This window comes from Marinobacter sp. Arc7-DN-1, from assembly GCF_003441595.1.
GTDB classification, from domain to species: domain Bacteria; phylum Pseudomonadota; class Gammaproteobacteria; order Pseudomonadales; family Oleiphilaceae; genus Marinobacter; species Marinobacter metalliresistant.
Window position 1 is genome coordinate 2,588,159 of sequence record NZ_CP031848.1, and the last position, 25,138, is coordinate 2,613,296.

At 59.0% G+C, this 25,138-nt stretch carries 26 protein-coding genes; 12 read left to right on the forward strand and 14 right to left on the reverse strand.

Translation table 11 applies throughout. The features are described 5' to 3' along the window. Window positions 1–163 precede the first annotated feature (163 nt). From D0851_RS12185 to D0851_RS12200, 6 genes are all read left to right on the forward strand, one after another. A complete protein-coding gene (locus tag D0851_RS12185) occupies window positions 164–1,018 on the forward strand; it encodes a translation initiation factor eIF-2B (RefSeq protein ID WP_117618888.1) in 855 nt (284 codons plus the stop codon). 94 nt (window positions 1,019–1,112) lie between these two features. Next, the gene (locus D0851_RS12190) at window positions 1,113–3,455 is read left to right on the forward strand and encodes a fatty acid cis/trans isomerase (RefSeq protein ID WP_117618889.1); all 2,343 of its coding nucleotides are present in this window, start codon (window positions 1,113–1,115) and stop codon (window positions 3,453–3,455) included. Window positions 3,456–3,655: 200 nt separating this feature from the next. Then, complete coding sequence (locus tag D0851_RS20575) at window positions 3,656–3,817, forward strand: PAAR domain-containing protein (RefSeq protein ID WP_227539282.1); 162 nt, start codon at window positions 3,656–3,658, stop codon at window positions 3,815–3,817. Window positions 3,818–3,826: 9 nt separating this feature from the next. Continuing rightward, a complete protein-coding gene (locus tag D0851_RS20580; RefSeq protein WP_227539283.1) occupies window positions 3,827–4,129 on the forward strand; it encodes a hypothetical protein in 303 nt (100 codons plus the stop codon). Further along, window positions 4,119–4,457 carry a DUF2235 domain-containing protein gene (locus D0851_RS20585; protein ID WP_264756445.1) on the forward strand — a complete coding sequence of 113 codons (339 nt, stop codon included), beginning with the start codon at window positions 4,119–4,121 and terminating at the stop codon, window positions 4,455–4,457. The genes D0851_RS20580 and D0851_RS20585 overlap by 11 nt, the downstream gene beginning before the upstream one ends. Window positions 4,458–4,473: 16 nt before the next feature. Then, window positions 4,474–5,118: a DUF2931 family protein gene (locus D0851_RS12200; protein WP_162893730.1), complete on the forward strand. Its 645-nt coding sequence runs from the start codon at window positions 4,474–4,476 to the stop codon at window positions 5,116–5,118. Window positions 5,119–5,341: 223 nt separating this feature from the next. Here D0851_RS12200 and hrpB read toward each other — a convergent pair whose 3' ends face one another. The 6 genes from hrpB to D0851_RS12230 form a co-directional block, all read right to left on the reverse strand. Beyond that, window positions 5,342–7,828, reverse strand: a complete 2,487-nt coding sequence (gene hrpB, locus D0851_RS12205) for an ATP-dependent helicase HrpB (protein WP_117618891.1) — start codon at window positions 7,826–7,828, stop codon at window positions 5,342–5,344. A gap of 48 nt (window positions 7,829–7,876) precedes the next feature. Continuing rightward, window positions 7,877–8,542 (reverse strand): SCO family protein, encoded by a 666-nt coding sequence (locus tag D0851_RS12210; protein WP_117618892.1) that lies wholly within the window; start codon window positions 8,540–8,542, stop codon window positions 7,877–7,879. Between the two features lie 148 nt (window positions 8,543–8,690). After that, window positions 8,691–9,611, reverse strand: a complete 921-nt coding sequence (gene cyoE, locus D0851_RS12215) for a heme o synthase (RefSeq protein WP_117618893.1) — start codon at window positions 9,609–9,611, stop codon at window positions 8,691–8,693. Beyond that, window positions 9,608–10,672, reverse strand: a complete 1,065-nt coding sequence (locus tag D0851_RS12220; RefSeq protein ID WP_205422339.1) for a COX15/CtaA family protein — start codon at window positions 10,670–10,672, stop codon at window positions 9,608–9,610. The genes cyoE and D0851_RS12220 overlap by 4 nt, the downstream gene beginning before the upstream one ends. Before the next feature lie 65 nt (window positions 10,673–10,737). Continuing rightward, complete coding sequence (locus tag D0851_RS12225; RefSeq protein ID WP_117618895.1) at window positions 10,738–11,376, reverse strand: hypothetical protein; 639 nt, start codon at window positions 11,374–11,376, stop codon at window positions 10,738–10,740. Beyond that, the gene (locus tag D0851_RS12230) at window positions 11,369–12,106 is read right to left on the reverse strand and encodes an SURF1 family protein (protein ID WP_117618896.1); all 738 of its coding nucleotides are present in this window, start codon (window positions 12,104–12,106) and stop codon (window positions 11,369–11,371) included. Before D0851_RS12230 ends, D0851_RS12225 begins: the two co-directional genes overlap by 8 nt. An 80-nt stretch (window positions 12,107–12,186) precedes the next feature. Between D0851_RS12230 and D0851_RS12235 the strand changes: the two genes are divergently transcribed. Next, complete coding sequence (locus tag D0851_RS12235; RefSeq protein WP_099618222.1) at window positions 12,187–12,390, forward strand: twin transmembrane helix small protein; 204 nt, start codon at window positions 12,187–12,189, stop codon at window positions 12,388–12,390. Between the two features lie 9 nt (window positions 12,391–12,399). Here the strand turns inward: D0851_RS12235 and D0851_RS12240 are convergent, their stop codons facing one another. From D0851_RS12240 to coxB, 3 genes are all read right to left on the reverse strand, one after another. Next, on the reverse strand, window positions 12,400–13,287 hold the full coding sequence (locus D0851_RS12240) for a cytochrome c oxidase subunit 3 (RefSeq protein WP_117618897.1): 888 nt from the start codon (window positions 13,285–13,287) through the stop codon (window positions 12,400–12,402). Between the two features lie 66 nt (window positions 13,288–13,353). Next, on the reverse strand, window positions 13,354–14,937 hold the full coding sequence (gene ctaD / locus D0851_RS12245; RefSeq protein WP_117618898.1) for a cytochrome c oxidase subunit I: 1,584 nt from the start codon (window positions 14,935–14,937) through the stop codon (window positions 13,354–13,356). Window positions 14,938–14,994: 57 nt separating this feature from the next. Continuing rightward, the gene (coxB, locus tag D0851_RS12250) at window positions 14,995–16,119 is read right to left on the reverse strand and encodes a cytochrome c oxidase subunit II (RefSeq protein ID WP_117618899.1); all 1,125 of its coding nucleotides are present in this window, start codon (window positions 16,117–16,119) and stop codon (window positions 14,995–14,997) included. Window positions 16,120–16,726: 607 nt separating this feature from the next. Here coxB and D0851_RS12255 point away from each other — a divergent pair. Continuing rightward, a complete protein-coding gene (locus tag D0851_RS12255; protein WP_117618900.1) occupies window positions 16,727–17,377 on the forward strand; it encodes a hypothetical protein in 651 nt (216 codons plus the stop codon). A 71-nt stretch (window positions 17,378–17,448) separates the two neighbouring features. Further along, a complete protein-coding gene (locus tag D0851_RS12260) occupies window positions 17,449–17,835 on the forward strand; it encodes a DoxX family protein (protein ID WP_117620387.1) in 387 nt (128 codons plus the stop codon). 9 nt (window positions 17,836–17,844) lie between these two features. On the opposite strand, the gene D0851_RS12265 is transcribed toward D0851_RS12260, so the two are convergent. Next, entirely contained in the window at window positions 17,845–19,641 is a 1,797-nt protein-coding gene (locus D0851_RS12265) for a diguanylate cyclase (protein WP_205422194.1), read from the reverse strand. 160 nt (window positions 19,642–19,801) lie between these two features. On the opposite strand from D0851_RS12265, the gene D0851_RS12270 reads away from it, so the two are divergent. After that, the gene (locus D0851_RS12270) at window positions 19,802–20,032 is read left to right on the forward strand and encodes a DUF1653 domain-containing protein (protein ID WP_117618901.1); all 231 of its coding nucleotides are present in this window, start codon (window positions 19,802–19,804) and stop codon (window positions 20,030–20,032) included. A 28-nt stretch (window positions 20,033–20,060) separates the two neighbouring features. Here D0851_RS12270 and D0851_RS12275 read toward each other — a convergent pair whose 3' ends face one another. Further along, a complete protein-coding gene (locus D0851_RS12275; RefSeq protein ID WP_117618902.1) occupies window positions 20,061–20,312 on the reverse strand; it encodes a YheV family putative zinc ribbon protein in 252 nt (83 codons plus the stop codon). A 72-nt stretch (window positions 20,313–20,384) separates the two neighbouring features. Further along, window positions 20,385–22,430, reverse strand: a complete 2,046-nt coding sequence (prlC, locus tag D0851_RS12280; protein WP_117618903.1) for an oligopeptidase A — start codon at window positions 22,428–22,430, stop codon at window positions 20,385–20,387. Between the two features lie 216 nt (window positions 22,431–22,646). Here prlC and D0851_RS12285 point away from each other — a divergent pair, with 216 nt between their 5' ends. Further along, window positions 22,647–23,198 carry a gamma carbonic anhydrase family protein gene (locus tag D0851_RS12285; protein ID WP_117618904.1) on the forward strand — a complete coding sequence of 184 codons (552 nt, stop codon included), beginning with the start codon at window positions 22,647–22,649 and terminating at the stop codon, window positions 23,196–23,198. 177 nt (window positions 23,199–23,375) lie between these two features. Continuing rightward, window positions 23,376–23,831, forward strand: a complete 456-nt coding sequence (locus tag D0851_RS12290; RefSeq protein ID WP_117620389.1) for an Hsp20/alpha crystallin family protein — start codon at window positions 23,376–23,378, stop codon at window positions 23,829–23,831. A gap of 41 nt (window positions 23,832–23,872) precedes the next feature. Here D0851_RS12290 and D0851_RS12295 read toward each other — a convergent pair whose 3' ends face one another. After that, the gene (locus tag D0851_RS12295; protein ID WP_117618905.1) at window positions 23,873–24,190 is read right to left on the reverse strand and encodes a PA4642 family protein; all 318 of its coding nucleotides are present in this window, start codon (window positions 24,188–24,190) and stop codon (window positions 23,873–23,875) included. A 113-nt stretch (window positions 24,191–24,303) separates the two neighbouring features. Further along, complete coding sequence (locus tag D0851_RS12300) at window positions 24,304–25,137, reverse strand: flagellar motor protein MotB (RefSeq protein WP_117618906.1); 834 nt, start codon at window positions 25,135–25,137, stop codon at window positions 24,304–24,306. Window position 25,138: the final 1 nt, after the last annotated feature.

Here is a 25,138-nt window from a genome sequence, read left to right on the forward strand (position 1 = left end):
TACCCATGCGTAATCCGTGAAAAGCGACAGGCCAATGGCATGAAAGTTGGCGTGAAAATTCTCTGACAGCCACTGGCCACCAAGGCGCCGGCTCCACCGGGCCATCGGACAAATGCTTCAGCCGCTGCTACCCTTGAGCTGAACGATGCCCGGGACAGACAGTATGCAGGAGCTGGATACAAAGGCGGAGACTCTGCTGGCCGGTGTGCGGGAGGATTACCAGTCCGGTGCCACTCAGTTGGCCAGTCGCACGCTCAATGAACTGCTTTGGTACCTGGATGACGTCAACCCCGACGCTGAAACCCTGTCTCGCCTGATATCCGAACTTCGGGCCGCCCGTCCCAGCATGATCGTCATTGGCAACGCCCTTGGCATGGTCCGGGAACGCTGGGCAGAGGCCCCGGACCGACCCCGGCAGGCGATTCTGGACACCCTCCGACAACTCGAAAATGCGGGCATGGCGATCACCCGACACGCGCGAAGCCAGTTACCTGAGAATCCCGTGTTAATGACCCACAGCGCCAGCTCGGTGGTGCTCGCCCTGTTTCGGGCGCTGGCCGACGCCGGTGAGCCCTTTTCCGTCATCTGCACCCAGAGCAGCCCCGGGTTTGAGGGGCATATCCTGGCCCGCGCGCTGAATGACCTGGCGGTGCCTGTCACCCTGATTACGGATGCCCAGATGGGCGTGTTTGTCGCCAGCGCGGATGTGGTCATCACCGGGTGCGACACCTGGCTGACAGACGGCTATTTTGTGAACAAGGTCGGCACAGGGCCACTTGCACTGGCGGCACAGGCCGCCGGTAAGCCATTCTGGGTGCTGGCGGACAGCTTTCGCAACAGCGATGCCAGCCACAATTCGGCCACCCTTGAGGAAATGCCCGCCAGTGAGCTCAAGGCCCCGGAGGGGCACTGGATAACCCCGCGCAACGTGTATTTTGAAACCGTTCCGCAGCAACTGGTCGGCCTGCGGATCAGCGAGCAGGGCGTTTTTTCGCCCCCGGCTGGGCCTCGGCGGTAAACGGATCGACCGGACTCCGGTATTATGGCGGTTTTACTCTTGAACTCTTATAGTTGCCGCCCCACCCACAGATCGATTATCAGGGAGTCCGGTCATGCCCGCCATTCTGGTTGCTGTATGCCTGTTGCTGCTGGCCGGTTGTGCCGAAAACACCTCGGAATCCACCGGGAAGCGAATACTGCCGGCCCCGTCGCAGCAACCGATTGCCTTCGAGGCCGATGTCCAACCCATTCTTGAGCGCAAATGCCTGGCCTGCCATAGCTGCTACGACGCCCCCTGTCAGCTAAAGATGGAATACGCCGACGGCCTGATCCGCGGGGCTCATCCAAAGCCGGTCTATAACAGCGCTAGACTGCAGACCCAGGCCACCACCCGCCTGGGTATCGATGCCCAGACCGAACAGCAGTGGCGGGATCTGGGCTTTTACTCGGTGCTGGCGCAGGGCAACAAAACCCGTAGTCTGTTTGAAAACATGATCCGCCTGGGCAAGCAGCACGAGTTTGCCCCCAACAGCAAACTTCCCGGGGACATCGAACTGGGTATCGGGCGTGTCAACCAGTGTGTGACCAACGCGGAGTTTGGCGATTACGCCGACGACCATCCCTATGAGGGCATGCCCCTGGCGGTGACCGGCCTCACCGACGACGAATACGCCACCCTCGCCGGCTGGCTCAACCAGGGCGGCGCTATCCACCCTCACCAGGTTGAGGTGACCCCGGCGGAACAGCAGCATATCGAGCAGTGGGAACAATGGCTGAATCAGCCAGAAAACCACCAGCAACTGGTCAGCCGCTGGTTGTACGAACACCTCTATCTGGCCCACCTGTATTTTGTGGACGACGGTGCCAACACCCGCTTCTTCGAACTGGTTCGCTCGCGCACGCCGCCCGGCGCGCCCGTTGAGCTGATTGCCACCCGCCGTCCCAATGATACGCCCGGGGGCGCCCTTTACTATCGGCTGCGCCCGGTCGCCGGCAGCATTATCCACAAACGCCACATCACCTTAGCGTTTGGCCCCCAGCAACGGCAGCGGACACAACAGTTATTCTTTGGCCGCGACTGGCCGCTGGCCACCCTTCCGGGTTATGGTGCCGATGAACGGGCCAATCCCTTTGCCACCTTCACCGCCATTCCGGCACGCGCCCGCTACCAGTTCATGCTGGACAACGCCGAGTATTTCACCCGCACTTTCATTCGCGGGCCAGTGTGCCGTGGGCAGATTGCCACCGATGTGATCCGCGACCAGTTCTGGGCCGTGTTCCAGGCCCCCGACGACGATCTGTATGTCACCGATCCCGGTTATCGCCAACGGGTAACGCCGTTGCTGGCCCTACCCGGCCAGGACAGCGACCTGCTGGACTTTGGTGATAACTGGAGCACCTATAAGGCCAAGCGTAACGAATACAGCAGACTGCGCTCGACCGCTTATAGCCTTGCCTATCCGGATGGCGCCGGGCTGGACCAGGTCTGGGATGGTGACGGTTACAACACCAATGCCCTGCTCACCATTTTCCGCCATCACAACAACGCCTCCGTGCAGCGGGGCCTGATTGGCCAGGTGCCGACAACAAGCTGGTGGATGGACTACCCACTCTTTGAGCGCACCTACTACGAACTGGTGGTGAACTTCGATGTCTTCGGCAATGTCGCCCACCAGACCCAGACCCGGCTCTATTTTGACCTGATTCGCAACGGTGCTGAGCAGAATTACCTGCGCCTGATCCCGGCCGGAGAGCGCAACCGGGTGCTGAAACGCTGGTACCAGGGTGCCGGCAAGCTCAAACTGGGTTACAGCTATGCTGACATGGATGACCGCACCCCCTCCCAGGTACCCTATGTCACCAGCGCCCACAATGAGGAGCTCGGGGCCAGGTTGCTGCTCACGTTTCGCGACCTGAACGCCGAACGGAACGATCCGATCAACCGCTGCGGTGGTAGCAGCTGTGGTCGCCCTTATCTGCCTGAGTGGATTCGCAGCACCGACCAGACGCTGTCCCAACTGGCGTCGACCCGCGCCGAGTTCCTGCCGGCGATTACTTTCCTGCCGGAGGTCAGCTTCCTGCGGGTACGTAACGAAAAGGGTGAACGTACCGTTTACACGGTGATCCGGGACCGCGCCCACAGTAATGTTGCCTTCATGTTTGGTGAGGATTTCCGGTATCAGCCGGATGACGACAAACTGACCATTTATCCAGGCATCATTGGCAGCTATCCCAATTTCATGTTTGATGTACCGGCCGCGCAGGTGGCCCTGTTCACCAACACATTGCGGCGGCTGAAGACCCAGGAAGCATTCGACGAGCTGGTCAGCGTCTGGGGCGTACGCCGCACGCACCCGGACTTCTGGACCATCCTCCACGACATCACTGCCTGGCATCGGGAACACCAGCCGTTGCAGGCAGGCATCTTCGACATCAACCGCTACGAGAACCTCTGACGCGGTGGCGGGCGTTTCCTGATACCCGGCTGGGCCAGTGCGGTGAGCGAATCGTCGGGCCAGGGGTGATTCGTAACAACGTTGGAGCCATTCGTTGATAGGGAGTTATATGGTGCCGACCATGCTAAAATCGCGAGCTTTGAACTATGTTTAATTACGGGTAGCCAGGAAGCTACTTTTTACTGAAAGGAACTCTCACCATGAGCAATCTGACTGCCGCCTGCGTTGGCGATATGCACGTTTGCCCGATCAAAGGGCACGGCTCTTCCCCCATCCTGCCGAACGGCTCCAGCATCCTTGTTGAAGGTAAACCCATTGCCCGGGTGGGCGATGTTACCGGTTGCGGTGCAGTTATTACCTAAGGCTACCCGTTGGCGTTGGCCGATGGTATGCCGGTGGCCTACCTGGGCAGCCCCACCAGTCATGGTGGTTCAATTGTCAGCGGTAATTCTCGTGTGATTCTTGGCGTTGCCACCAATACCGCGCCGGTTGTCGATTTTGCCATGGCTGGTGCTCTGGATGACAAAGGCCAGCTCACGCCAGCAGCAAAAAAGTTGCTGGACAAAGATCCGCAGGAGTTTGTGCGCAAAGCTGCCCAGAAAGGCGCGTTGATTGACGAGGGCGTTTCGGACGAGTCACCGGCTGTCCGTTTATGTCTCAGGAGTGGGCACTAAATTTGGTGAGCCCGACGATGGTCTAAGTATGGGGTTGGGGCTGGGAGAGCAAGGCATCCTCAGGAAAATCGAGGAAGGCGCCGCAGACCTCGTCGTGCAACTGAAACGCTCCGTTTACGAACCAATAGATGAGTTGGTTCTGGATGTGTTCGGGTTTAGCCGTGGAGCCGCAACCGCCCGGCATTTTGTCAGCCGGGAAGTCTACGACACAACAGGCTCTTTGTACGGCGAATACAAAGGGAGGTTGGTCAAAGCTTTCGAGCGAGAGGGCATTCCATGGCCCGATAAGGGTGGTCGTCGGGCTATTCACCCGAATAAGAGCCAGTGAATGGATGGAGGCTACCATGAGTATCAAGCGTTGGGTAATTAGTATCTGTATTCTGGTTCTGGTCGGGTGTTCGGAGCAAACGGAATCCGAAGGGCAAAAATATGGCCCGAATGGGACCCATCGAAGTATCGGTGTGGTGGCACCGAAACACTACGATGTATGGGTTGACAAGTTTTTCATTGAATCCCTCTCCGAAGACATTGAGTGGCGGGCACCTATTGGTATTGTGTCCTGCTGCTGGGAAAAACCGTTTGGGGCGATGGCGGATTGGCAAACCATGCCAGAGGTGTTTTTAATTCGCTGGTTCTCGTTCGCGGAGCAACAATCCTATGAGGCTCTGATCCAACTGGAAAATCCAGATGAGATTGGGGAAAGAATGAAGGAGATCGCTCCCTTTGAAGCCTATGGCAAGATAGCAGAGCGTCCGCGAGACGTCTTGGTTCTTGGTTTGGCGCCAGGTGGAACTGTCGTGGTGTGGATTATGAATCGGGGTGAGAATGCTATCGAAGTGGGGCGGTATCAAGGAAAAAAATCGAAACCCATCGAGAGCACTACCGAGAGATTACGGAGCGCTACAACCGCGATCACGGCCAGTTTTTACAAGAAAACGGCATCCAACTTGAAGGCTGGTAACCCGAAGAACCTGCAGGCTGGGAGTTAGTCACCGCATAACCCATATGAGCCTTCAGATGGCGGGCGTTATGGGGTAATCCTACGCTGCCAGTAGCCAGGTTTTCTTGAGTGGTGGGCAAAAGCATCAGTCAGGCGTCTCCCGAGTGGAGATGGCCTCGCTTCCAGCCGACCCTAAACCCAACCCTTCAAACGAAGGCAGCCGCCGCCCGGTCTTCAGGTTTTTCAAAGTGCTTATTTGCCATCGAGGCGAATCAGCGAGCAGGGCGTTTTTTCGTTCCCTGCTGGGCCTCTGCAGTAAACGGATCGTCCGGCCAGGGATGCTTGGGGTAACGACCACGCATGTCCTTGCGCACGTCCGGGTAAACATTCTGCCAGAAGCTGGCGAGATCGGCGGTCACTGCCAGCGGGCGCTGAGCCGGTGACAGTAAATGAATGACCACCGGGACGCGGCCGCCAGCCACTCGCGGGGTTTCAGTCCAGCCGAACAGGGCCTGGAGCTTGGCTGCCAGCACCGGTCCGTTCTCCGGGCCATAATCGAGCCTGACCCGCTGGCCTGTGGGGATGGTCAGGGCAACCGGCGCGAGCGCCTGGAGCTGTTGTTGTGCCGGATAACCCAGAAGGCTGTTGAGAGCGTTCAACAGGTCCAGACGGCCCAGATCGGACCAGCGACTCTTACCGGCCAAAAACGGCCCCAGCCACTGCTCCAGATTCGCCAGCAAGGCCCCTTCACTGGTATCAGGCCAGTCATCATCGGGGAAGGTTTCGGCCAGCAACCGGACACGGGCGCACCATTGGTGGCCGTCGTCCGTCCAGGGCAGGCTTTCCAGCCCCTTCTTCCGGATGGCATTGAGCAGACCCCGCTGGACCAGCACCGGATCCACCTGCGCCAGCGGTTTTTCCTGCAGCACCAGCTCACCCAGTTTCCTGAGGCGCCGGGCCACCACCCTGCCCCTGGCATCGTCCCACAGTGCCTCTTCGGTGTCGTGAATGTGGTTGGCCAGATCCTGCTCCAGATCCGGGATATCCACCGGCGCCGCCAGATAGATGGTCGCTTCCCGGGCCTTGCCATCCAGCTCCGCGGCAACCAGCCAGTCGTGTCTGGCGAGAGGATCATCCTCTCTCAGGACCGCCCCTTTGCCATTGCTGAGCTGATACCTCGGCGCCGTGCCTGATCGCCGGCGAGCAACGCGGTCCGGATAGGCCTGGGCCAGTAAACGTCCGATGTCGGTTTCTGTGGGCATTTCCCGACCACCAGGGTTAGCAGTACCACACAGCCGCTTTGCCGCCTGTCGCACAGCCTTGAGGCGGGCAGGGTCCAACGAACGATCGCGACGCTCGCCATGGAGCACGCGAATACGCTCCTGCATATCCGCCCCGGCGCCGGGGCCAAGCAGATCACGCTCCCCCAGCAAAGCGGCCAGTTCCGCAGCAGGCACCTCTAGACCGAGCTCTCTTCCGCGCAACACCATATGGGCCAGGCGGGGGTGAATACCCAGCTCCCGGGCGGCCTTGCCATGATCGGTAATGGCGCCATCCGCATCCAGCATGTCCAGCCATTGCAGTAGGGCCACAGCCTGCTGCCAGTGGGCCCGCGGCGGTTCATCGATCCACGCAACGCCGGCGGCCTCACGGGCACCCCACTGGGCGAGTTCCAGGACGAGCGGCGCGAGATCGGCCTCCAGAATCTCTGGCGGCGTGTACTCCGCCAGCCCGAACTGCTCCGATTCACTCCACAACCGGTAACACATTCCGGGCTCTACCCGTCCCGCCCGTCCTTTTCTCTGTTCCGCGGAGGCCCGGGACACCCGGCCGGTCACCAAGCGGGTCATACCACTGTTGGGGTCAAATACCGCCCGACGCTGCTGGCCGGTGTCAATCACCACTCTGACACCTTCGATGGTCAGACTGGTTTCGGCAATGGCCGTGGCCAGCACGACTTTACGCTGGCCTTCCGGCGCCGGCGAGATGGCCTGATCCTGTTGCTCCGATTTCAGGTTGCCGTAGAGGGGCGCGACACGCACCTTCTCCGCCAGCGTGCCCCGAAGCTGTTGCTCCACACGCCGGATTTCCCCGGCACCCGGAAGAAACACCAGCACGGATCCGGTCTGATCCGCCAGTGCTGCTTCCTGAATGACTGCCACCACCTGATCCACCACCCGGGCATTGCGGGCCAGCGGCCGATACAACACCTCCACTGGGAAGGCCCGGCCTTCACTGGAGATTACCGGCACATCCCCGAGCACCCTGGCAATCGGGGCGGTATCCAGCGTGGCCGACATTACCAATAGCCGCAAGTCCTCGCGCAGCGCCTGCTGGGATTCCCGGACCAGGGCCAAGCCGAGATCCGCCTGCAGGGAGCGCTCATGAAACTCGTCAAAAATGACGGCCGCATAATCTTCCAGCATCGGATCGGCCTGGATCAACCGGGTCAGGATACCCTCGGTGACCACTTCAATGCGGGTGACCGCCGACACCCTTGTATCCAGCCGGGTTCGGTAACCGACGGTCTGGCCGGGCTTCTCATTCAGCTGTTTTGCCATAAACCGGGCTGCGGACCTGGCCGCAAGGCGACGCGGTTCCAGCATCAGGATCTTGCCATCACGCCGCCAGGGTGCATCCAGCAGGGCGAGGGGAACACGGGTGGTCTTGCCGGCACCGGGTGGCGCCTGCAAAAGAGCAGTACTGGTCTGTTCCAGGGCGTTTTTCAGCTCTGGAAGGATGGCATCGATAGGGAACATGGGATTCCGGACTTCGGTTTTACGGCGGCGACCAGGGTTTGAACAGCGTCAGGAACGGGCCCGGCCACGATTGGCCTTCGCCCACTGGTAAATACGCTCGAAGGCTTCGGCCAGCTGTTCGGGATTATGAGGCGGCTGAATCACCGCAGCAAGTTCACCATCCGGGTTCAGCAAGGCGAAATGGCCGCTGTGGTCCACCAGCAACTCGCCATCCACCTCTCGGTGCACGAACACCGCGCTCAGGCTTTTGGCCAGCGCACGCAGGGTTTCCAGATCCCCGGTCAGGCCATGAAAGTGCTCGCCAAAGAAGTCGGTGTACTCCCGGAGCTTCTCGGGAGTGTCATGTTCCGGGTCAGCACTGACCAGCAGATAGTTGGGCTGAGGCAGCTCATTCGACAGAAGCTGATCGGTACGGCGCAGATTCGCCATCGCCGCCGGGCAGATATCGGGGCAGTTGGTATAGCCCACAAAAGCAAAGATCCAGCGCCCCTTCAGGCTCTCCCGGGTCACCGTCTCGCCGTTTTCATTAGTCAATGTGAACTCGGCCAATTGCCGCGGCTGGTCATATACATAGGTATTGAGCTCGGTCAGTTCCGGTGCGGGGATCGGTTCCTGGCTGCCGATCAGGAACACCTGCCGTCCCACGACAAGCCCGAAGATCAAAACCACAATTAACAGGAGGCAGAAAAGGGTAAGGCGAATAGAGCTGTTCATGCTGAATCCAATTCGGTGACCAATCGAGCAGGCGGGAAGGGCTTTCCGAAACCGTGCGGAGCCAGGGATGGCGGAGCCGAGCGTACACGGACGTATTCACAGCGTGTTTCGGAAAGCCCTTCCCGCCTGCGCCCGCACGGTGTCTACTTCAGAAAAACACAAAATGATCCACAAGCAATACCACAAACAGGGCCATCAGGTAAGTGATGGAATACTTGAAGGTATTCAGAGCGACCCGCCGGTCATCGCCCTTCAGGAGCCGGACGGCGTACTGCAGGAAGCGCAGGCCAAGGGCCAGGGCGCCCACCAGGTAGATGCCGCCGGACATGCCTGTGACAAAAGGTAGCAGGCTGACCGCCAGCAGCATCAGGGTATACAACAGGATGTGGAGCTCGGTGAACTTGTTGCCATGGGTTACCGGCAGCATGGGAATACCCGCCTTGGCGTATTCCTCCTTGCGGTGGATCGCCAGGGCCCAGAAATGCGGTGGCGTCCAGGCAAAGATGATCAGCACCAGGAGCAGGGCGTGGCCTTCCACCTGGCCGGTAACCGCGGTCCAGCCCAGCAGTGGCGGCATGGCGCCGGCCAGGCCGCCAATGGTGATATTCTGGGGCGTGGCCCGCTTCAGGAACAGGGTATACACGCCCGCATAGCCCACCAGGGAGGCCAGGGTCAGCCAGGCTGTCAGGTGATTCACCTGCCACATCAGTACGGCCATGCCAATACCGGCAAGAATGGTCGCGAACAGGATGGCGTCCAGGGGTGAGATCTTGCCTGTGGCCACCGGACGCTTGCGGGTGCGGGCCATGACCGTGTCAATCTTCTGGTCCACCACATGGTTGACCACCGCCGCGGCACCGGCCAACAACGCAATACCCAGGTTACCCCACACCAGAACGCCCCAGCCAGGCACCCCCGGCGCAGCCAGCAACATGCCGATCACCGATGTGAGGATCATCAGCGCAACCACCCGGAGCTTGGTCAGCTCCAGGTAGTCACGCCACGAAATGGGTGTTCTGGATTCGCTCGCAATTGCCTGGGCCGGCAGCGCTTCCACTTGCTCGCTCATGCCGTAACCTCCTGGTTCATTGTTGTTGTGTGTGTTGCTGCCGCGGTGTGCGCTTTCGGTAACAGCTGATGCCGCCAGATCAGATGAATGACTGACAGGAGCAGTCCGGCGCCCATGGCGTTATGGGCGACGGCAACAGACAAGGGAATATGGAACAGGACGTTGGCCAGCCCCAGCAGGACCTGGACACCCAGCACTACGGCCACCAGTCGAATGGCATTGTCCAGGCCGGTGTTCCCCCGTCGGCGCCACATCAGGGCCAGCAATGTCGCAAGGTAAACCAGCACGACCACAGCTCCCAAGCGATGTGTCACGTGAATCGCTACCCGCCCGTCGGCAGTCAGCTGGCCGCCGAGATAGTTGGGGCCGACATGCTGGCTAACATCAAAGCCGTGGCGAAAATCCATACCCCCGGGCCACCACTGGCCCTGGCAGGTGGGCAGATCGGTACAGGCCACGGCGGCGTAATTGGCGGCTGTCCAGGCACCGAAGGCAATCTGCATCACCACCAGCACAAGCCCGCCATAAAGCCAGGGGCGGAAACCTGCTAACACTCCGGCGTGGCGGGGGTGCTCCCGAGTCTCCTCGCCTTTCGCCCGTTTCCGTAGCCGCAAGGTAAGGAGAGTAAGCAGACTGAGGGTGGTAAATCCTCCCAACAGGTGCAAGGCCACCACCTGGGGCCACAGCTTCAGAGTCACCGTCCACATGCCAAAGGCACCCTGCAGAATAATGAAACCCGCAATGAACAAAGGCAGTTTCACCGGCACGCCGCTACGCCGGTGGCGAACCGCACAGGCGGCCAGACCAAAGACCACCAGTCCGAGGGTACCGGCGGCATAGCGGTGAATCATCTCCGGCCATCCCTTCTCGACATCCACCGGCGTTTCCGGGAAACGCGCGTTGGCGATGGCGATGCTCGAGTCACTCTGGGGAACCGTCAGAAACCCATAACAGCCTGGCCAGTCGGGACAGCCAAGCCCGGCATGCACCAGTCGGGTCCAGGCGCCGAGCATGATCACCACAACGGCCAGCAAAACAGCAAGGGTTGCCCATCTGGCCATAACCCGGGCCGCGGGTGATGGTGAAAGGTACGACTGATTCAAGGCTGACTCTCCGGCTCTGACCATTAACCAATCTGCGACAGTTTGAGCAGATGTTTGAGATCCTCGAGCATGTCCTTACCCGTGTGCTCGGAACCGTAATGCATCAAGATGTTGCCGAAGGGGTCCACCAACAGGATACGGGGCTCCGCTTCCGGATCGATGCCGGCGGGCCAGGCAGGCTGAGTGCCGGCGGCTGGAACCAGCCGCTCCATTGAACTGTATTCCTGTGGCCAGCGGGCCTGCAGATCGGCCGGTACGCTGCCCAGTACCGTTGCCCGCGATACCCGGCTGGCATTCTTGCCAAGGGCAATGTTGACCTGCCTGGCAAGGTAGAGCAGTTCCTCACACTGGCTGCCACACTGCCCGGCCGCCACAATCATCATCCAGTCAGGATCGGCCTTGTCCGGGCCAAAGCGTTCGCTCAGTGGTGTCCCGGATGAAGTTTCAACATTAAGGGTTGAAACCGGCACGACCGGCTGGAGAAGAACCCCGTTGTTGGTGTGGCCGGCCGGGTTCAGCCAGCCGGTGTAGAACATGATGGTGGCAACAATGATCGGGCCAAAACCCAGTACGAACAGAAGGAGTGCGGTCCGACGGCCACGACGGGCCTGTTCCGGGGTGGGGCCTTCATTCTGCTCCTGGTCGGATATCCGGTTAGCCATCGTCATTGTCATTATTGGCTCCTGTCTTTCGGTAACTTGCCACTATAGTCAATATAGTCAGCGCCACAGCCAGCGCAAACCATTGCGTGGCATATCCGTAATGGGTTTGCGGTCCCATCAGATCCGGCTTCCAGTCGGCCCGGTAGGCTCCAGGCTGATGGTCGCCGGAAAGGCGAACGATCCTGCCGGGAAGCTCCGGGATTTCGGCTCGGGCCGCCTCTTTGGAGAGGCTTTGCACGCGCCGGGGCCAGGGGCCGGTTGCCGGGGGTTGATCACCAAGAACCGGCGGCACCGGGTAATCGCTGATCCGCCCCTGTAACGTGAAAACACCATCCGGCGGGTCAACCTCCGGAAGCTGGTCCCGGGTCCGGGGCGCTTGCACCCAGCCGCGATTGACCACCACCGGCGGACCCGAAACCGGGCGAAACACGGTGAGAACCTCATACCCTGGCACACCATCCCGGGTCCGGTTATCCAGCAGCCAGTTCCGGTTTCCGTAAAGACCGGTCAGGGTCACAGGCCGGCCATTGCTCAGATCCAGAGCCACCATGTCTGGCCAGTCCAGGTTTACAGCCTCCTGTTGCCACTGATCCAGCAGTAGCTGTTTCTCCGCTGCCCGGTTGAGCTGCCAGACACCCAAGCTGATCAGAACCGGCAGGAAGACCCCACTGAATACCAGCAACCGCCAATCGAATTGCCAGTGACGGCGTTGGCGCTGCGAATCAGACATGCTCTGCTATAGTGACCTCATCGAGCCCGGAAGACGTTCCGGACTGTATATTCACAACACCAATAAAAACAGGAAGTTCCATGCTCAAGGCCGTTATCGTTGTGTTGATGCTTGCCGTAGTCGTGAGCCTGTTCAGTGGCCTGTTCTTTCTCATCAAGGATGGTGGTAAAACCAATCGGGTGGTGAATTCCCTGGCGGTTCGGGTCACGCTTAGCATACTGCTCCTGGCGGTGATTCTTATTGCGCTCTGGCAAGGGAGCCTGACATTGAATCCGACTCCCTGACCCTGTACATCAAATGATGTAGACAAACACGAACAAACCCAGCCACACCACATCCACAAAATGCCAGTACCAGGCCGCGGCCTCGAAACCGAAGTGACTGTCCGCCGTGAAATGGCCCTTGTTGATACGCATCAGCATGATGAAAAGCATCAGTGTTCCCAGTGTCACATGGGCACCGTGAAAGCCGGTCAATAGGAAGAAGGTGCTGCCGTAGATGCCAGACTCCAGAGTCAGGTTCAGATCCTGGTAGGCGTGCATGTACTCCTCGGCCTGCAGGACCAGGAAGCCGATAGCCAGCAGAATCGTGGCAATCATCCAGATCTTGACCTTGGTGCGGTTGCCTGCTTTCAGCGCATGATGGGCAACGGTGATGGTGAACGAAGAAGTCACCAGCAGAATGGTGTTTACCAGTGGCAGGCCCCAGGGGCCGATGATGGCCTCTGGCGGCGGATAGGCTTCGGGATTAGGAGTCTGAATCAGCGGCCAGGTTGCCTGGAATCCCTCCCAGAGCATATTTGAGCTGCCCCGGTCCCCCTCACCGCCCAGCCACGGCACGGCGAACACCCGCACATAGAACAGAGCGCCAAAAAAGGCCGCGAAAAACATGACCTCGGAAAAGATAAACCAACTCATTCCCCAGCGGAATGACCGATCCATCTGCGGGCTATAGAGCCCCGCCCGGCTCTCCCGGATCACGTTGCCAAACCAGCCGAACAGTATGTAGGCCATAATCATCGCGCCAATCAGGAACATGATCCAGGCGCCGGTGGAGCTCTCACCCTTTTGCGCATTGACCATGATGGACGCGGCGCCATAGAGGGTTACCCCGAGGCCAACCGTGGCAATGATCGGCCATTTGCTCTGTTCCGGAACGTAATAGCTCTGGTTTTCCGCCATGACAGTCTCCGATGGCTTATTCGTTGTTAGTTGTTTTTGTCCTGGAGCGAGTGCGTCTTCACATCCCTATTTCACTTCCGGCGGTGTCGCGAAGGTGTGGTAGGGCGGAGGCGACGGCACCGTCCATTCCAGGCCCTGAGCGCCGTCCCAGGGCTTGGCAGCCGCTCTCTCACCGCCCCGGACACACTTGACCACAATGAACAGGAACAGGATCTGGGTAGCGCCAAACATGAAGGCACCAATGCTGGACACCATGTTGAAATCCGCAAACTGCAACGCGTAATCCGGAATCCGCCGAGGCATGCCCGCCAGCCCAAGGAAGTGCATGGGGAAGAAGGCAAGGTTCATGCCGATGAATGACAGCCAGAAATGGGTTTTGGCGAGGGTTTCGTCGTACATGTGGCCGGTCCACTTGGGCAGCCAGAAATACGCAGAGGCGAAGATTCCGAAGATCGCGCCCGGCACCAGCACATAGTGGAAATGGGCAACCACGAAGTAAGTATCGTGATACTGGAAATCAGCCGGCGCAATCGCCAGCATAAGACCTGAAAAACCGCCGATGGTGAACAGGATCACGAAGGCCACCGCAAACAGCATGGGCGCCTCAAAACTGAGCGAACCCCGGAACATGGTGGCTACCCAGTTGAACACCTTCACCCCGGTGGGGACGGCGATCAGCATGGTGGCGTACATGAAGAACACCTGGCCGGTAATGGGAATGCCCACCGTAAACATGTGGTGCGCCCAGACCACGAACGACAGCAGGGCAATGGCACCGACCGCATACACCATGGAGGCATAGCCGAACAGGGGCTTGCGGGAGAAGGCCGGAATGATGTGGGACACCGCCCCGAACGCCGGCAGGATCATGATATAGACCTCGGGGTGGCCGAAGAACCAGAACACATGCTGGAACAGAACGGGATCACCGCCGCCGGAGGCATCAAAGAAGCTGGTGCCGAAGTTGATGTCCATCAGCATCATGGTCACCACACCGGCCAGCACCGGCATTACTGCGATAAGCAGGAACGCGGTGATCAGCCAGGTCCAGACGAACAGGGGCATTTTCATCAGGGTCATGCCCGGGGCTCGAAGGTTCAGGATGGTGGCAATCACATTGATGGCACCCATGATCGAGGAAATACCCATGATATGGACGGCAAAGATGAAGAAGGTGGTGCTTGGCGGCCCGTAAGTGGTCGACAGGGGCGCGTAGAAAGTCCAGCCAAAGTTGGGCGCGCCACCTTCCATGAACAGGGTGGAGACCAGGATCAGGAAGGCGCAGGGCAGCAGCCAGAAGCTCCAGTTGTTCATCCGTGGCAGCGCCATGTCCGGCGCGCCGATCATCAACGGAAGCATCCAGTTCGCCAGCCCCACAAAGGCCGGCATGACGGCGCCAAAGACCATGATCAGACCGTGCATGGTGGTCATCTGGTTGAAGAATTCCGGCTGCACAATCTGCAGACCGGGCTGGAACAGTTCGGCGCGAATGACCATGGCCATAGTTCCGCCCAGCAGGAACATGGTGAAGCTGAATATCAGGTACATTGTCCCGATATCCTTGTGGTTTGTGGTCAGCAGCCAGCGGCTGATGCCTTTAGCCGGGCCGTGATGATGATCCTGGGCGTGGGTATCTGCAACCGCACTCATGAAAACCCCCGTTACCGCCATTTATTGTGGCTGGTGATATCTGTTATCTGGCGTTGATTACTGCTGGTTCTTGTAATCAAAGATCTCTTTTGGTGTGACCATCTCGCCGGTACTGTTACCCCAGGCATTCCGCTCATAGGTAATGACTGCGGCCAGGTCCACCTCGCTCAATTGATTCCCAAAGGCCTGCATCGCGGTGCCGGATTTACCATTCACAACGATGTCGATGTGCGCTGCCATATCTTCTGTGGCTATTTTGCTGCCTTTCAACGCCGGGAACGCCGGCGGTGCACCACTGCCATCGGCCTGATGACAGGCGGCACAAGCAGTTTGATAAGCCTTTTCGCCCCGCTCCATCAGCTCAGCCATGGTCCAGTCTTTCTGGGTCAGCTCACGCTCTTGCTCGGCTGCCTCCTTCTGCTCGGCCACCCAGGCCGCGTACTCTTCCTGAGGAACAGCCTTGACCACCACGGGCATGAAGCCGTGGTTTTTGCCACAAAGTTCGGTGCACTGGCCACGGTAGATGCCCGGCTCGTCCACCCGGGTCCAGGTTTCGTTGATGAAGCCGGGAATGGCATCTTTCTTCACGCCAAAATCCGGCACCCACCAGGAGTGGATCACATCGTTGGCCGTCAGCAGGAAGCGAACCTTTTTACCTACCGGAATCACCAGGGGGTTATCGACTTCCAGGAGGTAGTTCTCGCCTTTGACCTGCCGGTTTTCAATCTGGTCCATAGGCGTGGACAGGTTCGAGAAGTAACCAAAGTCCTCGTTGATATACTCATACTGCCACTTCCACTGGTACCCGGTGACCTTGATGTCTACCTCGGACTTTGTGGAGTCGTACATGTCCACCAGCGTAGCAGTGGCAGGAATCGCCATAACCACCAGGATCACAAAGGGTATGATGGTCCAGAGAATCTCGACCAGGGTGTTTTCGTGGAAATTGGCAGGTTTTGCGCCCTGGGATTTCCTGTGGGCGAAGATGGACCAGAACATGACACCGAATACCACCACGCCGATGACGACGCAGATCCAGAGTATGGTCATGTGAAGGTCAAAAATCTCGTTACTGGTGCCGGTCACCCCCGGGGTCATGTTCAGTGTCCAGTCCGCCATGGACCAGGCGGGGAACATCAGACCGCCTAAAAGGGCACCTGCCCGCTGAGCGTGCACGCGCATACTGTGTCTCCACAGAGTGTTATTCTTGTCGGATTTTGCGTTACCCCTCTGGCCTGACTGGCGCTCGCATACACCGGAAAAACCAGAGTGGAAGCCTACTTACGGATACATCAGTTCCGAGTATAGACACAGATCAAGAAAAGACTAAAAAATCGGCTAAACCCAAAAAATCTAACTGATAATTTTTAAGAATTAAAACGAATATGTTATTTAACCTTCCGGTAACCAACCGGCGTCTCTGGGTGCTGGCCTGACCATTGATGCTCACCAACCTCACCGTTCCCCTGCTGGGGCTGGTGGACGCCGCCGTGCCAGGGCTCCTCGATAGCCCCGAGTCTCAGTATGGGTAGCTGTGCCGCTCTCATACCCGAAACGGACGATGGTTTGAGAGCCAGTGACCGGAGTTCAATCTGTAACATTACGACTGTGTATTTTCACAATGCCGGAAAAGCAGTTGGCCGAATCTCGGCTACACTTGTCAGAAAAGGCAGGCACGATGGGGTAGCCAGCCCTACTCTTTACCTGCCCGGGAACTCGTTGCTAACTGCTACTAACAACGGGAGGCGCCTTGCGACCTCAATTCGTTCAAACATTGGCATCTCCTGAAATGACACCACAGGTAGTCCTCGAAATTATTGATCAGGCTCGGCGCAAGGAAGCCCGCTCCGGCACCTTCCTCCGGCAGCTGCATGCGAAGGTTGCCGCGTTGCCCTCTGCCGTCACTATCGAGGGCTACCAGCCGGCCACCTGTCTGTTCCAGTTTGTGGTTGAATACGTAGAGTTGGCACCGAGACTGATTGAATGCGTCGAAGCCTGTGCCCGTGAGGCCGGCAAAGCCGATCTGTTTGAACCGTTTGTCAGTGCCGCCATCCGTTACTTCACCCAGCCCTCAGCCCTGTTGGTGCGTTATGACGGCCTCGATGGCCTGCTGATCCGGGCCTATCTGTGCCACCGGCTGATGGAAGAAATGTATGAAAACAACCGGTGCACCCGGACCAGCAAACTGGTGGATATGGAGGCGACTCGTGCTAACCTGCTCGCTCACCAGCTGATTGGCGAGCCTTTTGCCAATGAACTGGACGACTCCATAACCGTGACCGTGTTGCAGATAGCCGGCACGCCGGACTATTACGAGCTCAACCTCGACCCCTTCGTCGAACAGGTCAACAACGCCGCCTGGGACTGGATGCGGCATTACTGGGAAAATCTGCTGGTAAGGAACCACATTCGATTCTCCCTCGGTTCCGGCCTGTCCTGACAGGTTTTGAGTGCTCTGCCGTGGCCTGCCGTGATGCGGCGACCATCAACAGTACACTGGAGACCCACACCTTGCTCGAAAACGCTGATCTGGGAAAACTGATTATCCGCCTGACCCTGGGCGGCCTGATACTGTTCCACGGTATTGCCAAACTGCTCAACGGTGTTGGTTTCATTGAAGGCGCGCTGGCCAGCCACGGGCTGCCCAGCTTCCTGGCTTACGGGGTTTTCGTGGGTGAAATCATTGCCCCGCTAATGGTGATTCTGGGCTACCAGACCCGCATTGGCGCCCTGCTGATCGTGTTCAATATGCTGGTGGCAATTGTGCTTGTGCATACCAACGAATTACTGACCCTGGGCCGCAACGGAGGCTGGGCGCTGGAACTCCAGGGGTTCTTCCTGTTCACAGCGGTGGCAGTGATTTTCCTCGGGCCTGGGCGTTACAAGCTGAAAAACTGACTGCTCTGGTCAGGCGCCGGGGACCGACGCCGCCCCGAATCCACGGGCAACCATTACCCGGTTGCGGCCCGATTCCTTGGCGGCATACAGCGCCTCATCGGCCTGCCGGATCAGCTCGTGGGCTGCCATGCCCGGAGTGGGCACCAGGGAGGCGACACCCACACTGATGGTCAGGCTGACCGGTGCCACCCGCTCCCTGGAATGCACCGGATGGCGGGCCACCGCCTGGCGAACCCGCTCGGCCACCTCAACCGCGCCTTGTTCCGGCGTTGCCGGTAACAGAATACTGAATTCCTCACCGCCATAACGGGCCAGCAGATCTCCGGATCTTTGGATTTCACTGGCACACAGGGCTGCGACTTCCGTCAGGCAATCGTCACCCACCAGGTGCCCAAGCTCGTCATTTACCCGTTTGAAACGATCGATATCCAGCATCAACAGACTCAGCGGATGGCCGTGACGCTGGGCCCGACTCCATTCGTCAGCAAGCTTTTCATCGAACCGCCGTCGGTTCGCAACGTGCGTCAGGCCATCCGTCAGGCTGATAGCCTTGAGCTGCTCGTTGGCCCGCTCCAGCTCTTCGGTGCGCTCCTGAACCCGCGACTCCAGGGTCTGGTTGGCCTGCTGCTGAATAACCAGCGCCTGTTCCTGAGCCTGGTGTCTCCGGCGGCGCTCCAGGTTGATGCGATAGGCCATGGCGAATGAAAGCAGGATCACTTCCAGGGCTATTCCCACCTGGGGCACGAACTCGGTCATGAAGCTGCGGGGCATGACACCCAGCTTGCTTAAGGCCAGAATCAGATGGCCGATCAGCAGCGGCGTCCAGGCAAGCACATAGAAGCCACCCAGGATCTGGCCTTTGCGCCAGACCAGCATGCCAATCAGCCAGGCCGCCGGTGTTACCACAGCGGCAAGCACACTGATCAGCACGATTCCCGCCTGGTAGCTGCCGAACAGGCCGAACAGAAACGCAAATCCGGCGCCCGCCAGAGCCAGTTGCAGAAACCGGTAACTGGCATGGCTGTAGAGGCGGACGTTCAGGAACCGAAGGGTAAACATGGCGGCACAAAACAGGGCAAGGCTGATGGCCGGCACCGTGAAGTAGCGGTTGATAACGGGTAAATCCGGCCACAGCCACTGGAACAGCAGGCCATGGAAATTCAGTTGTACCAGCCCGGTGGCAACGACCGTCAGCACGTACCAGAGGTAGGTTGAATGACGGACAATAACGAACAGGAACAGGTTGTACAGCGCCATCGCGATGATGATGCCCAGAAACACCGTTTGCCAGCCATAGGACAACTGCTCATTGGCCAGAAACTCGGCCGAAGGCGTGACCGCCACGGGAATCTGAACCGATCCCAGGGTTTTCACCCGCACGAAGGCGGTCACCGGCTGGGTATTCGAGGGCACCAGGAACACGAAATTGCGATGATAGATGGGGCGACTGCTGAAAGGCAGGGTGTCGCCAGTCTGGTGAGTCTGGATCAGCTCCCCATTGAGCACCCAGTACACAGAAACCTCGTCCAGCAGCGGATAGCCAATCTCAAGCACCCGGTTGGCCGGCTCTGGCGGAACCTCGATCTTAAGCCAGAAACTGCCATTGCTGAAACCGCGATTGAAAACCTCGCTGGCGCCAAAGCGCTGCCAACTGGCCGACGGCGCAGCGCGGACATCAGCCAGCGCCAGCTCATTGGCCGGCGCCTCCAGCCACTCGAAAGCCACCGGGGCTGCCTGAACGGGGGCGCTGGCCAGACCTGTCAGCCACAATAGAATCAGGAATACGCAGGAGGCCTGCCAAGTCATAGCGGTTTCCGGTTTCCGGGGCCGGGTAGTTGTTCTACACTTCAGGCCCTGGCTGAGTCTTTTCGCATCCCTGCCATTCCTGATCAAGTTTATACGGTTACGCCCCCTGCGTCCCCCGTAAAAGCAGGGTTCAACAGGCCTGAATCCGCCGAGGTACAGGATGACAGAACATAAAAACACGATACGGCCCGGCCGCTATCGCCACTACAAGGGCAAGGATTACGAAGTGATCGGCATCGCCCGGGACAGTGAAACCGAAGAGCAGATGGTGGTTTACCGCTGCCTGTACGGCGACTACAGCCTCTGGGTACGCCCTCTGACCATGTTCCGGGAAACCGTGGAAGTGGCCGGCGAGCAGGTTCCCCGTTTTGCCCGCCTCGACGAAGCCTGACGGTAATCACGTACCTTGACTGCCGGCGTCAGTCGTCTGCCCCGGCCTTGAAAAACACCACCTGCCGGACGGTGTGATCGTCCTCGTTCTTGCGCTTGTTCACCCGGGTTTCCAGCTCCGGGCTGGTCGGCTGTTCGACGTCAGACACCGCATCGGTGAAGCCACAGGCCACGCACTCGCGTACCTGGTCATCGTCATCGGTGGTGAACATCATGATCTTGTCCATCTCACCACAGCGAGGGCAGACGGCCCCGGCGATAAAACGTTTTGGACTCGCCATAAGAGTACTCCCGTCAATATGGGTATTGGTTGTCGGGTTACGGCCTTTGGCCTGACCCGACACCGTTTATTCTCAGGCGGCTTCGTCCGTGATGCCGGATTGTCTCAACAGGGCATCCACCTGCGGTTCCCGGCCGCGGAACGCTTTGAACAGCTCCATGGGCTCCTGCGAGCCGCCTTTCTCCAGGATGTTGTTCAGGAAGGCCTTGCCGGTTTCAGGATCGAAGATGCCTTTCTCCTCGAACAGTGAGAAAGCATCGGCCGCCAGTACTTCCGCCCATTTGTAGCTGTAATAACCGGCTGCGTATCCACCCGCGAAAATGTGCGAGAACGAGTTCGGGAAGCGGTTGAATTCCGGGGCTTGCACCACCGCAATTTCGCTGCGCACCTTGCGGTGCATATCCAGCGGGTTGGTGGGCGCCTCTCTGGTGAACTCCGCGTGCAGGCGGAAGTCAAACAGGGAGAATTCCAACTGGCGCACCATGGCCATTCCGGACTGGAAGTTCTTCGCTGCCAGCAACTTCTGCAACAGATCTTCCGGAAGCGGTTCGCCGGTTTCGTGATGCGAAGCGATCAATCCCAGGGATTCCGGGTTCCAGCACCAGTTCTCCAGGAACTGGCTGGGCAGCTCCACCGCATCCCAGGCCACGCCGTTAATGCCGGATACGTCCAGCACGTCGACCTGGGTCAGCATGTGGTGCAGGCCGTGACCGAACTCATGGAACAAGGTGGTGACCTCGTCGTGGGTCAACAATGACGGCTTGCCGTTCACCGGGGGCGTGAAGTTGCAGGTCAGGAAAGCGACCGGTAGCTGCAGGTGACCACGCTGGTTGCGCCAGCGAACCCGGCAATCCGCCATCCAGGCGCCGCCGCGCTTACCCTGGCGGGCAAACAGGTCCAGGTAAAACCAGGCCAGGGGTTCGCCGTTACGGCTGATGCAGTAGGCGGTGGCGTCTTCGTGCCAGGTCTCCACCTCAGGTCTGGCTTCGATCTGCACATCAAACAACTTCTCCGCCACCCGGAACAGGCCAGGCACTACATTGTTCACCGGGAACCAGGGGCGCAGGGTTTCCGGGGAAATGTCATAACGTTTCTGGCGCAGTTTTTCGCTGTAGTAGCCAATGTCCCAGGCCTGCATGTCCTCCACGCCATACTCGTCTTTGGCAAAAGCCTTCAGTTCGGCAAACTCTTTCTCGGCCTGGGGCCTGGACCTGGCCGCCAACTGGGTCAGGAACTCCAGCACCTCGTCGCTGCTGCGGGCCATCTTGGTGACCAGGGAGCGCTCGGCGAAGTTGTCAAAACCGAGCAGTTGGGCGAGAGCATGGCGGCGCTTCAGAATCTCCGCCATCACCGGCGTGTTGTCCCACTGGCCGGCATCCGGGCCCTGATCCGACGCCCGGGTAACAAACGCCTCGTAGACTTCCCGGCGCAGATCCCGGTTGTCACAGTAGGTCATCACCGGGAAGAAGCTGGGGAAATCCAGGGTAATCACATACCCGTCCAACTCCTTCTGCCGGGCCGCCTGCCTGGCGCCTTCGATGGCGGTTTCCGGAATGCCGGTCAGCTCATCCACATCGGTGATGTGTTTGAACCAGTGCTGGGTCGCATCCAGAACGTTGTCGCTGAAGCGGTTGGACAGCTCTGCCAGCTCCCGGGACAGATCGGCGTACTGCTTTTTCTTGTCCTCGGGCAGGTCGACACCGCCCAGGTGGAAATCCCGCAGGGTATTGTCCACCGACTTGCGCTGGGCTTCGCTCAGATCCCTGAAATCCTCCCGTGCCGCCAGTTTCTTATAGGCGTTGCACAGTGCCTCGTTCTGGCTGACTTCGGTGCTGTACTCGGTCAGCTTCTCCAGGCAGTTCTTGTACACCTTGCGCAGGTCGTCGCTGTTCATCACCCCGTTCAGGTGTGAAATCACCGACCAGGCGTTGCTCAGTTTGTCTTCCATTGCCTGCATCGGCTGCGCCAGGGTATCCCAGGTGGGGTCCTCCTGCCCGGCCAGTTGGCTGATCTTCATCCGGTTTTCACTGAGAATCTGGTCAATTGCCGTTTCCATGTGTTCCGTGCGGACATGGTCAAACTTCGGCAACAGGTCATCGGTCAGTAACGGGTTATTCATAAGTCCCCTTCTCAGCTCTTTGTATCTAAGGTAGTTTCGGTGTATCAACTACCGGGGCAGGCACCTGTGGGAGAGGCCCTTCCAAAACACGCTCCTTGCGGCACGTCCATGTGACGCTTGGGCTCCGCCATCCATGGCTCCGCACAGTTTTGGAAGGGCCTCTCCCACAGGTACCCCGGGCCACCGGGTAAACGCTTAATTAACAGGTACTATGTAATGACAAATGTACGCTCACACAAGGGTATCACGCCACATTTTGGACAGCGCGCCTGGGTTGATCCCAGTGCCGTGGTGATTGGCGATGTCCAGACCGGTGATGACGTCTCCATCTGGCCCATGACGGTCGTGCGTGGGGACATGCACCAAATCCGGATCGGGGATCGCTGCAGCATTCAGGACGGATCGGTGCTGCACATCACGCACGCCAGTGATTATAACCCCGGGGGTTACCCACTAACGCTGGGAGATGATGTAACCGTCGGCCACAAGGCGCTGCTGCATGGTTGCACCATTGGTAGCCGGGTGCTGGTGGGTATGGGCTGTATCATCATGGATGGGGCCGTGGTGGAAGACGAGGTGATTGTCGCTGCCGGGTGTCTGGTGCCGCCGGGGAAGACGCTGGAATCGGGGCATCTGTACGTTGGCTCGCCGTGTAAAAAGGCCCGGGCGCTGACCGACCAGGAGCGGGGGTTCTTTAAATACACGGCCGCCAACTATGTCCGGCTGAAAGATGAATACCTTGAGGCGCCACAGTCCGGTGGGGATTAATTCCGATCAAAATCCGAACACCCAGCCCTTGAAAACCCTTCGTGCGCACCTACATTCGAAATTAGCAGAGGTTCACGGATAACCATCCGGCTGGCGCCACCGGCATGGAGCTGTTCCGTGATCGAAGCTGATGTCTGTTTATTCAGATTCGTTCACGACGAAAAGGAGGAAATCCTTATGAGCAATATTACCCGCTGGAATCCGGTCAATGAGTTTGAAGACCTGATGAACCGCTATAACCGCATGTTTGGCCTGACCCGCTCCGGTGGCGAGCGCGAAGGCAGGGATCTGTTCAGCCGCAGCGACTGGGCCCCGGCGGTCGACATCAAGGAGACGCCGGAAGCCTTTACCATTGAAGCCGAGTTGCCGGGCATGTCCAGGGAAGACGTGAAAGTCACCGTGCACGAGGGCGTTCTGAGCATTCAGGGCGAACGCAAGAGCGAGGAAGAAGCCGAAGACAAGAAGCACCACCGGATTGAGCGCTTCTACGGCAGTTTTCTGCGCCGCTTCACGCTGCCGGACAATGTCGATGAAAACAGCGTGAAGGCCAGCTTCAGGGACGGCATGCTGACCCTGACACTCCAGAAGACGGAACCGAAAGAGCCCAAGGCCATTGAGGTCGACGTGCAGTAACTTCCGCCGGCTTCAGACCGCGAGACGCGGCCGCACCGGGATCAGCTCCCGGCTGCGGTCGTTTTTTTGGCACCGGCGTTTTCCAGCGACCGGGCGTAGTCCACACTCCGACGATGCCGGGAAATCAGATCAAGGATGGTTTCACCCTCGCCGTTGGTGGCGTTCAGATCCCGGCCCTCGGCAACGAAGAATCCGATAAAGCGCTCGAAATCTCCGGCCCGCATGGCCTGGTAGGCCTTCAGCAGGGCGTTGTAATCGGCGTTTTCAGCAGCATCCCAGGGCAGGATGTCCAGGAAACTCCTGACCCGCTCATCACTCCATTCCTCGCCAATGACTTTGGGCTTGTCCGGTCCACTCATGGTTGTTCTCTCATTCCGCTGTGCCAGTGAATTATCGGGGGCATAGTATAAAGCCCTGAAAGCACGTCAGTTATATGGATTGCGCATGAGAGGCTGCGCAGCAGATATAAGGCTCAGGGCAGGATTTCGACCGGAAGATCGCCGGTGGCAACCTCGTCATTGCATTCCGGATTGCGAATGGCGATTTCCACCCGGCGGTTCAGCGCCCGGTTTTCGAGTGAGTCGTTAGGCACCAGCGGGTTGGTCTCGGCGCGACCGGCCGCAACCACCCGCTCCGCCGGAACCTGGCGGTTCATGACCAGCTCATGGACCACGGAAACCGCCCGGGCCGCTGAAAGATCCCAGTTCGAGCGATAACGGTCACTGGAAATGGGCCGGTCATCGGTATATCCGGATACCAGAACGTCACCGGTACAGGCTGACAGCACGTTCACGACACGTTCGATAATCGGCATCATCTCCGGCTTGATAGCGGCTTCCCCGGAGCGGAAGGTGGCTTCCTCGGAGAACCGGATAACCACTTGGTTTTCATCGTAATTGACGCTCAGGGCCTCTGAGGCCACCTCCGGTTCCAGCTCCCGGATCATCCGGCTGGCCAGATCAATCACGCCGCCGGGAATCTTGGTAGGGGCGGCGCCATCTGTGCGCTCGTCAATAAACTCCGGCACCCTCGCCTGGGATTCGGATGGCTGAGGAAGCGAAACGGACTCCGATTCGATCAGGGTCAGGGGCGAGCCGCCGACATCGTCTGCCAGCACATTGCTGGACCCGAAAGCGACCGCCATGGAGTTGGCCATGGCCCGGTATTTCTCGACATCCAATTCTGCAAAGGACAACAGTAAAATAAAAAAGGTGAGCAGCAGGGTGGCCAGGTCGGCAAAGGTGACGATCCACGCCGGAGTGTCGTTCTTCAGACGCAGCTTGTTTTTCTTCCGGACCAGCTCCAAA

Coding starts and splice junctions, on each gene's coding strand:
- D0851_RS12185 (WP_117618888.1), top strand. CDS start 164: ATGCAGGAGCTGGATACAAAGGCGGAGACTCTGCTGGCCGGTGTGCGG.
- D0851_RS12190 (WP_117618889.1), top strand. CDS start 1,113: ATGCCCGCCATTCTGGTTGCTGTATGCCTGTTGCTGCTGGCCGGTTGT.
- D0851_RS20575 (WP_227539282.1), top strand. CDS start 3,656: ATGAGCAATCTGACTGCCGCCTGCGTTGGCGATATGCACGTTTGCCCG.
- D0851_RS12200 (WP_162893730.1), top strand. CDS start 4,474: ATGAGTATCAAGCGTTGGGTAATTAGTATCTGTATTCTGGTTCTGGTC.
- hrpB (WP_117618891.1), bottom strand. CDS start 7,828: ATGTTCCCTATCGATGCCATCCTTCCAGAGCTGAAAAACGCCCTGGAA.
- D0851_RS12210 (WP_117618892.1), bottom strand. CDS start 8,542: ATGAACAGCTCTATTCGCCTTACCCTTTTCTGCCTCCTGTTAATTGTG.
- cyoE (WP_117618893.1), bottom strand. CDS start 9,611: ATGAGCGAGCAAGTGGAAGCGCTGCCGGCCCAGGCAATTGCGAGCGAA.
- D0851_RS12220 (WP_205422339.1), bottom strand. CDS start 10,672: ATGGCCAGATGGGCAACCCTTGCTGTTTTGCTGGCCGTTGTGGTGATC.
- D0851_RS12225 (WP_117618895.1), bottom strand. CDS start 11,376: ATGGCTAACCGGATATCCGACCAGGAGCAGAATGAAGGCCCCACCCCG.
- D0851_RS12230 (WP_117618896.1), bottom strand. CDS start 12,106: ATGTCTGATTCGCAGCGCCAACGCCGTCACTGGCAATTCGATTGGCGG.
- D0851_RS12235 (WP_099618222.1), top strand. CDS start 12,187: ATGCTCAAGGCCGTTATCGTTGTGTTGATGCTTGCCGTAGTCGTGAGC.
- D0851_RS12240 (WP_117618897.1), bottom strand. CDS start 13,287: ATGGCGGAAAACCAGAGCTATTACGTTCCGGAACAGAGCAAATGGCCG.
- ctaD (WP_117618898.1), bottom strand. CDS start 14,937: ATGAGTGCGGTTGCAGATACCCACGCCCAGGATCATCATCACGGCCCG.
- coxB (WP_117618899.1), bottom strand. CDS start 16,119: ATGCGCGTGCACGCTCAGCGGGCAGGTGCCCTTTTAGGCGGTCTGATG.
- D0851_RS12255 (WP_117618900.1), top strand. CDS start 16,727: ATGACACCACAGGTAGTCCTCGAAATTATTGATCAGGCTCGGCGCAAG.
- D0851_RS12265 (WP_205422194.1), bottom strand. CDS start 19,641: ATGACTTGGCAGGCCTCCTGCGTATTCCTGATTCTATTGTGGCTGACA.
- D0851_RS12270 (WP_117618901.1), top strand. CDS start 19,802: ATGACAGAACATAAAAACACGATACGGCCCGGCCGCTATCGCCACTAC.
- D0851_RS12275 (WP_117618902.1), bottom strand. CDS start 20,312: ATGGCGAGTCCAAAACGTTTTATCGCCGGGGCCGTCTGCCCTCGCTGT.
- prlC (WP_117618903.1), bottom strand. CDS start 22,430: ATGAATAACCCGTTACTGACCGATGACCTGTTGCCGAAGTTTGACCAT.
- D0851_RS12285 (WP_117618904.1), top strand. CDS start 22,647: ATGACAAATGTACGCTCACACAAGGGTATCACGCCACATTTTGGACAG.
- D0851_RS12290 (WP_117620389.1), top strand. CDS start 23,376: ATGAGCAATATTACCCGCTGGAATCCGGTCAATGAGTTTGAAGACCTG.
- D0851_RS12295 (WP_117618905.1), bottom strand. CDS start 24,190: ATGAGTGGACCGGACAAGCCCAAAGTCATTGGCGAGGAATGGAGTGAT.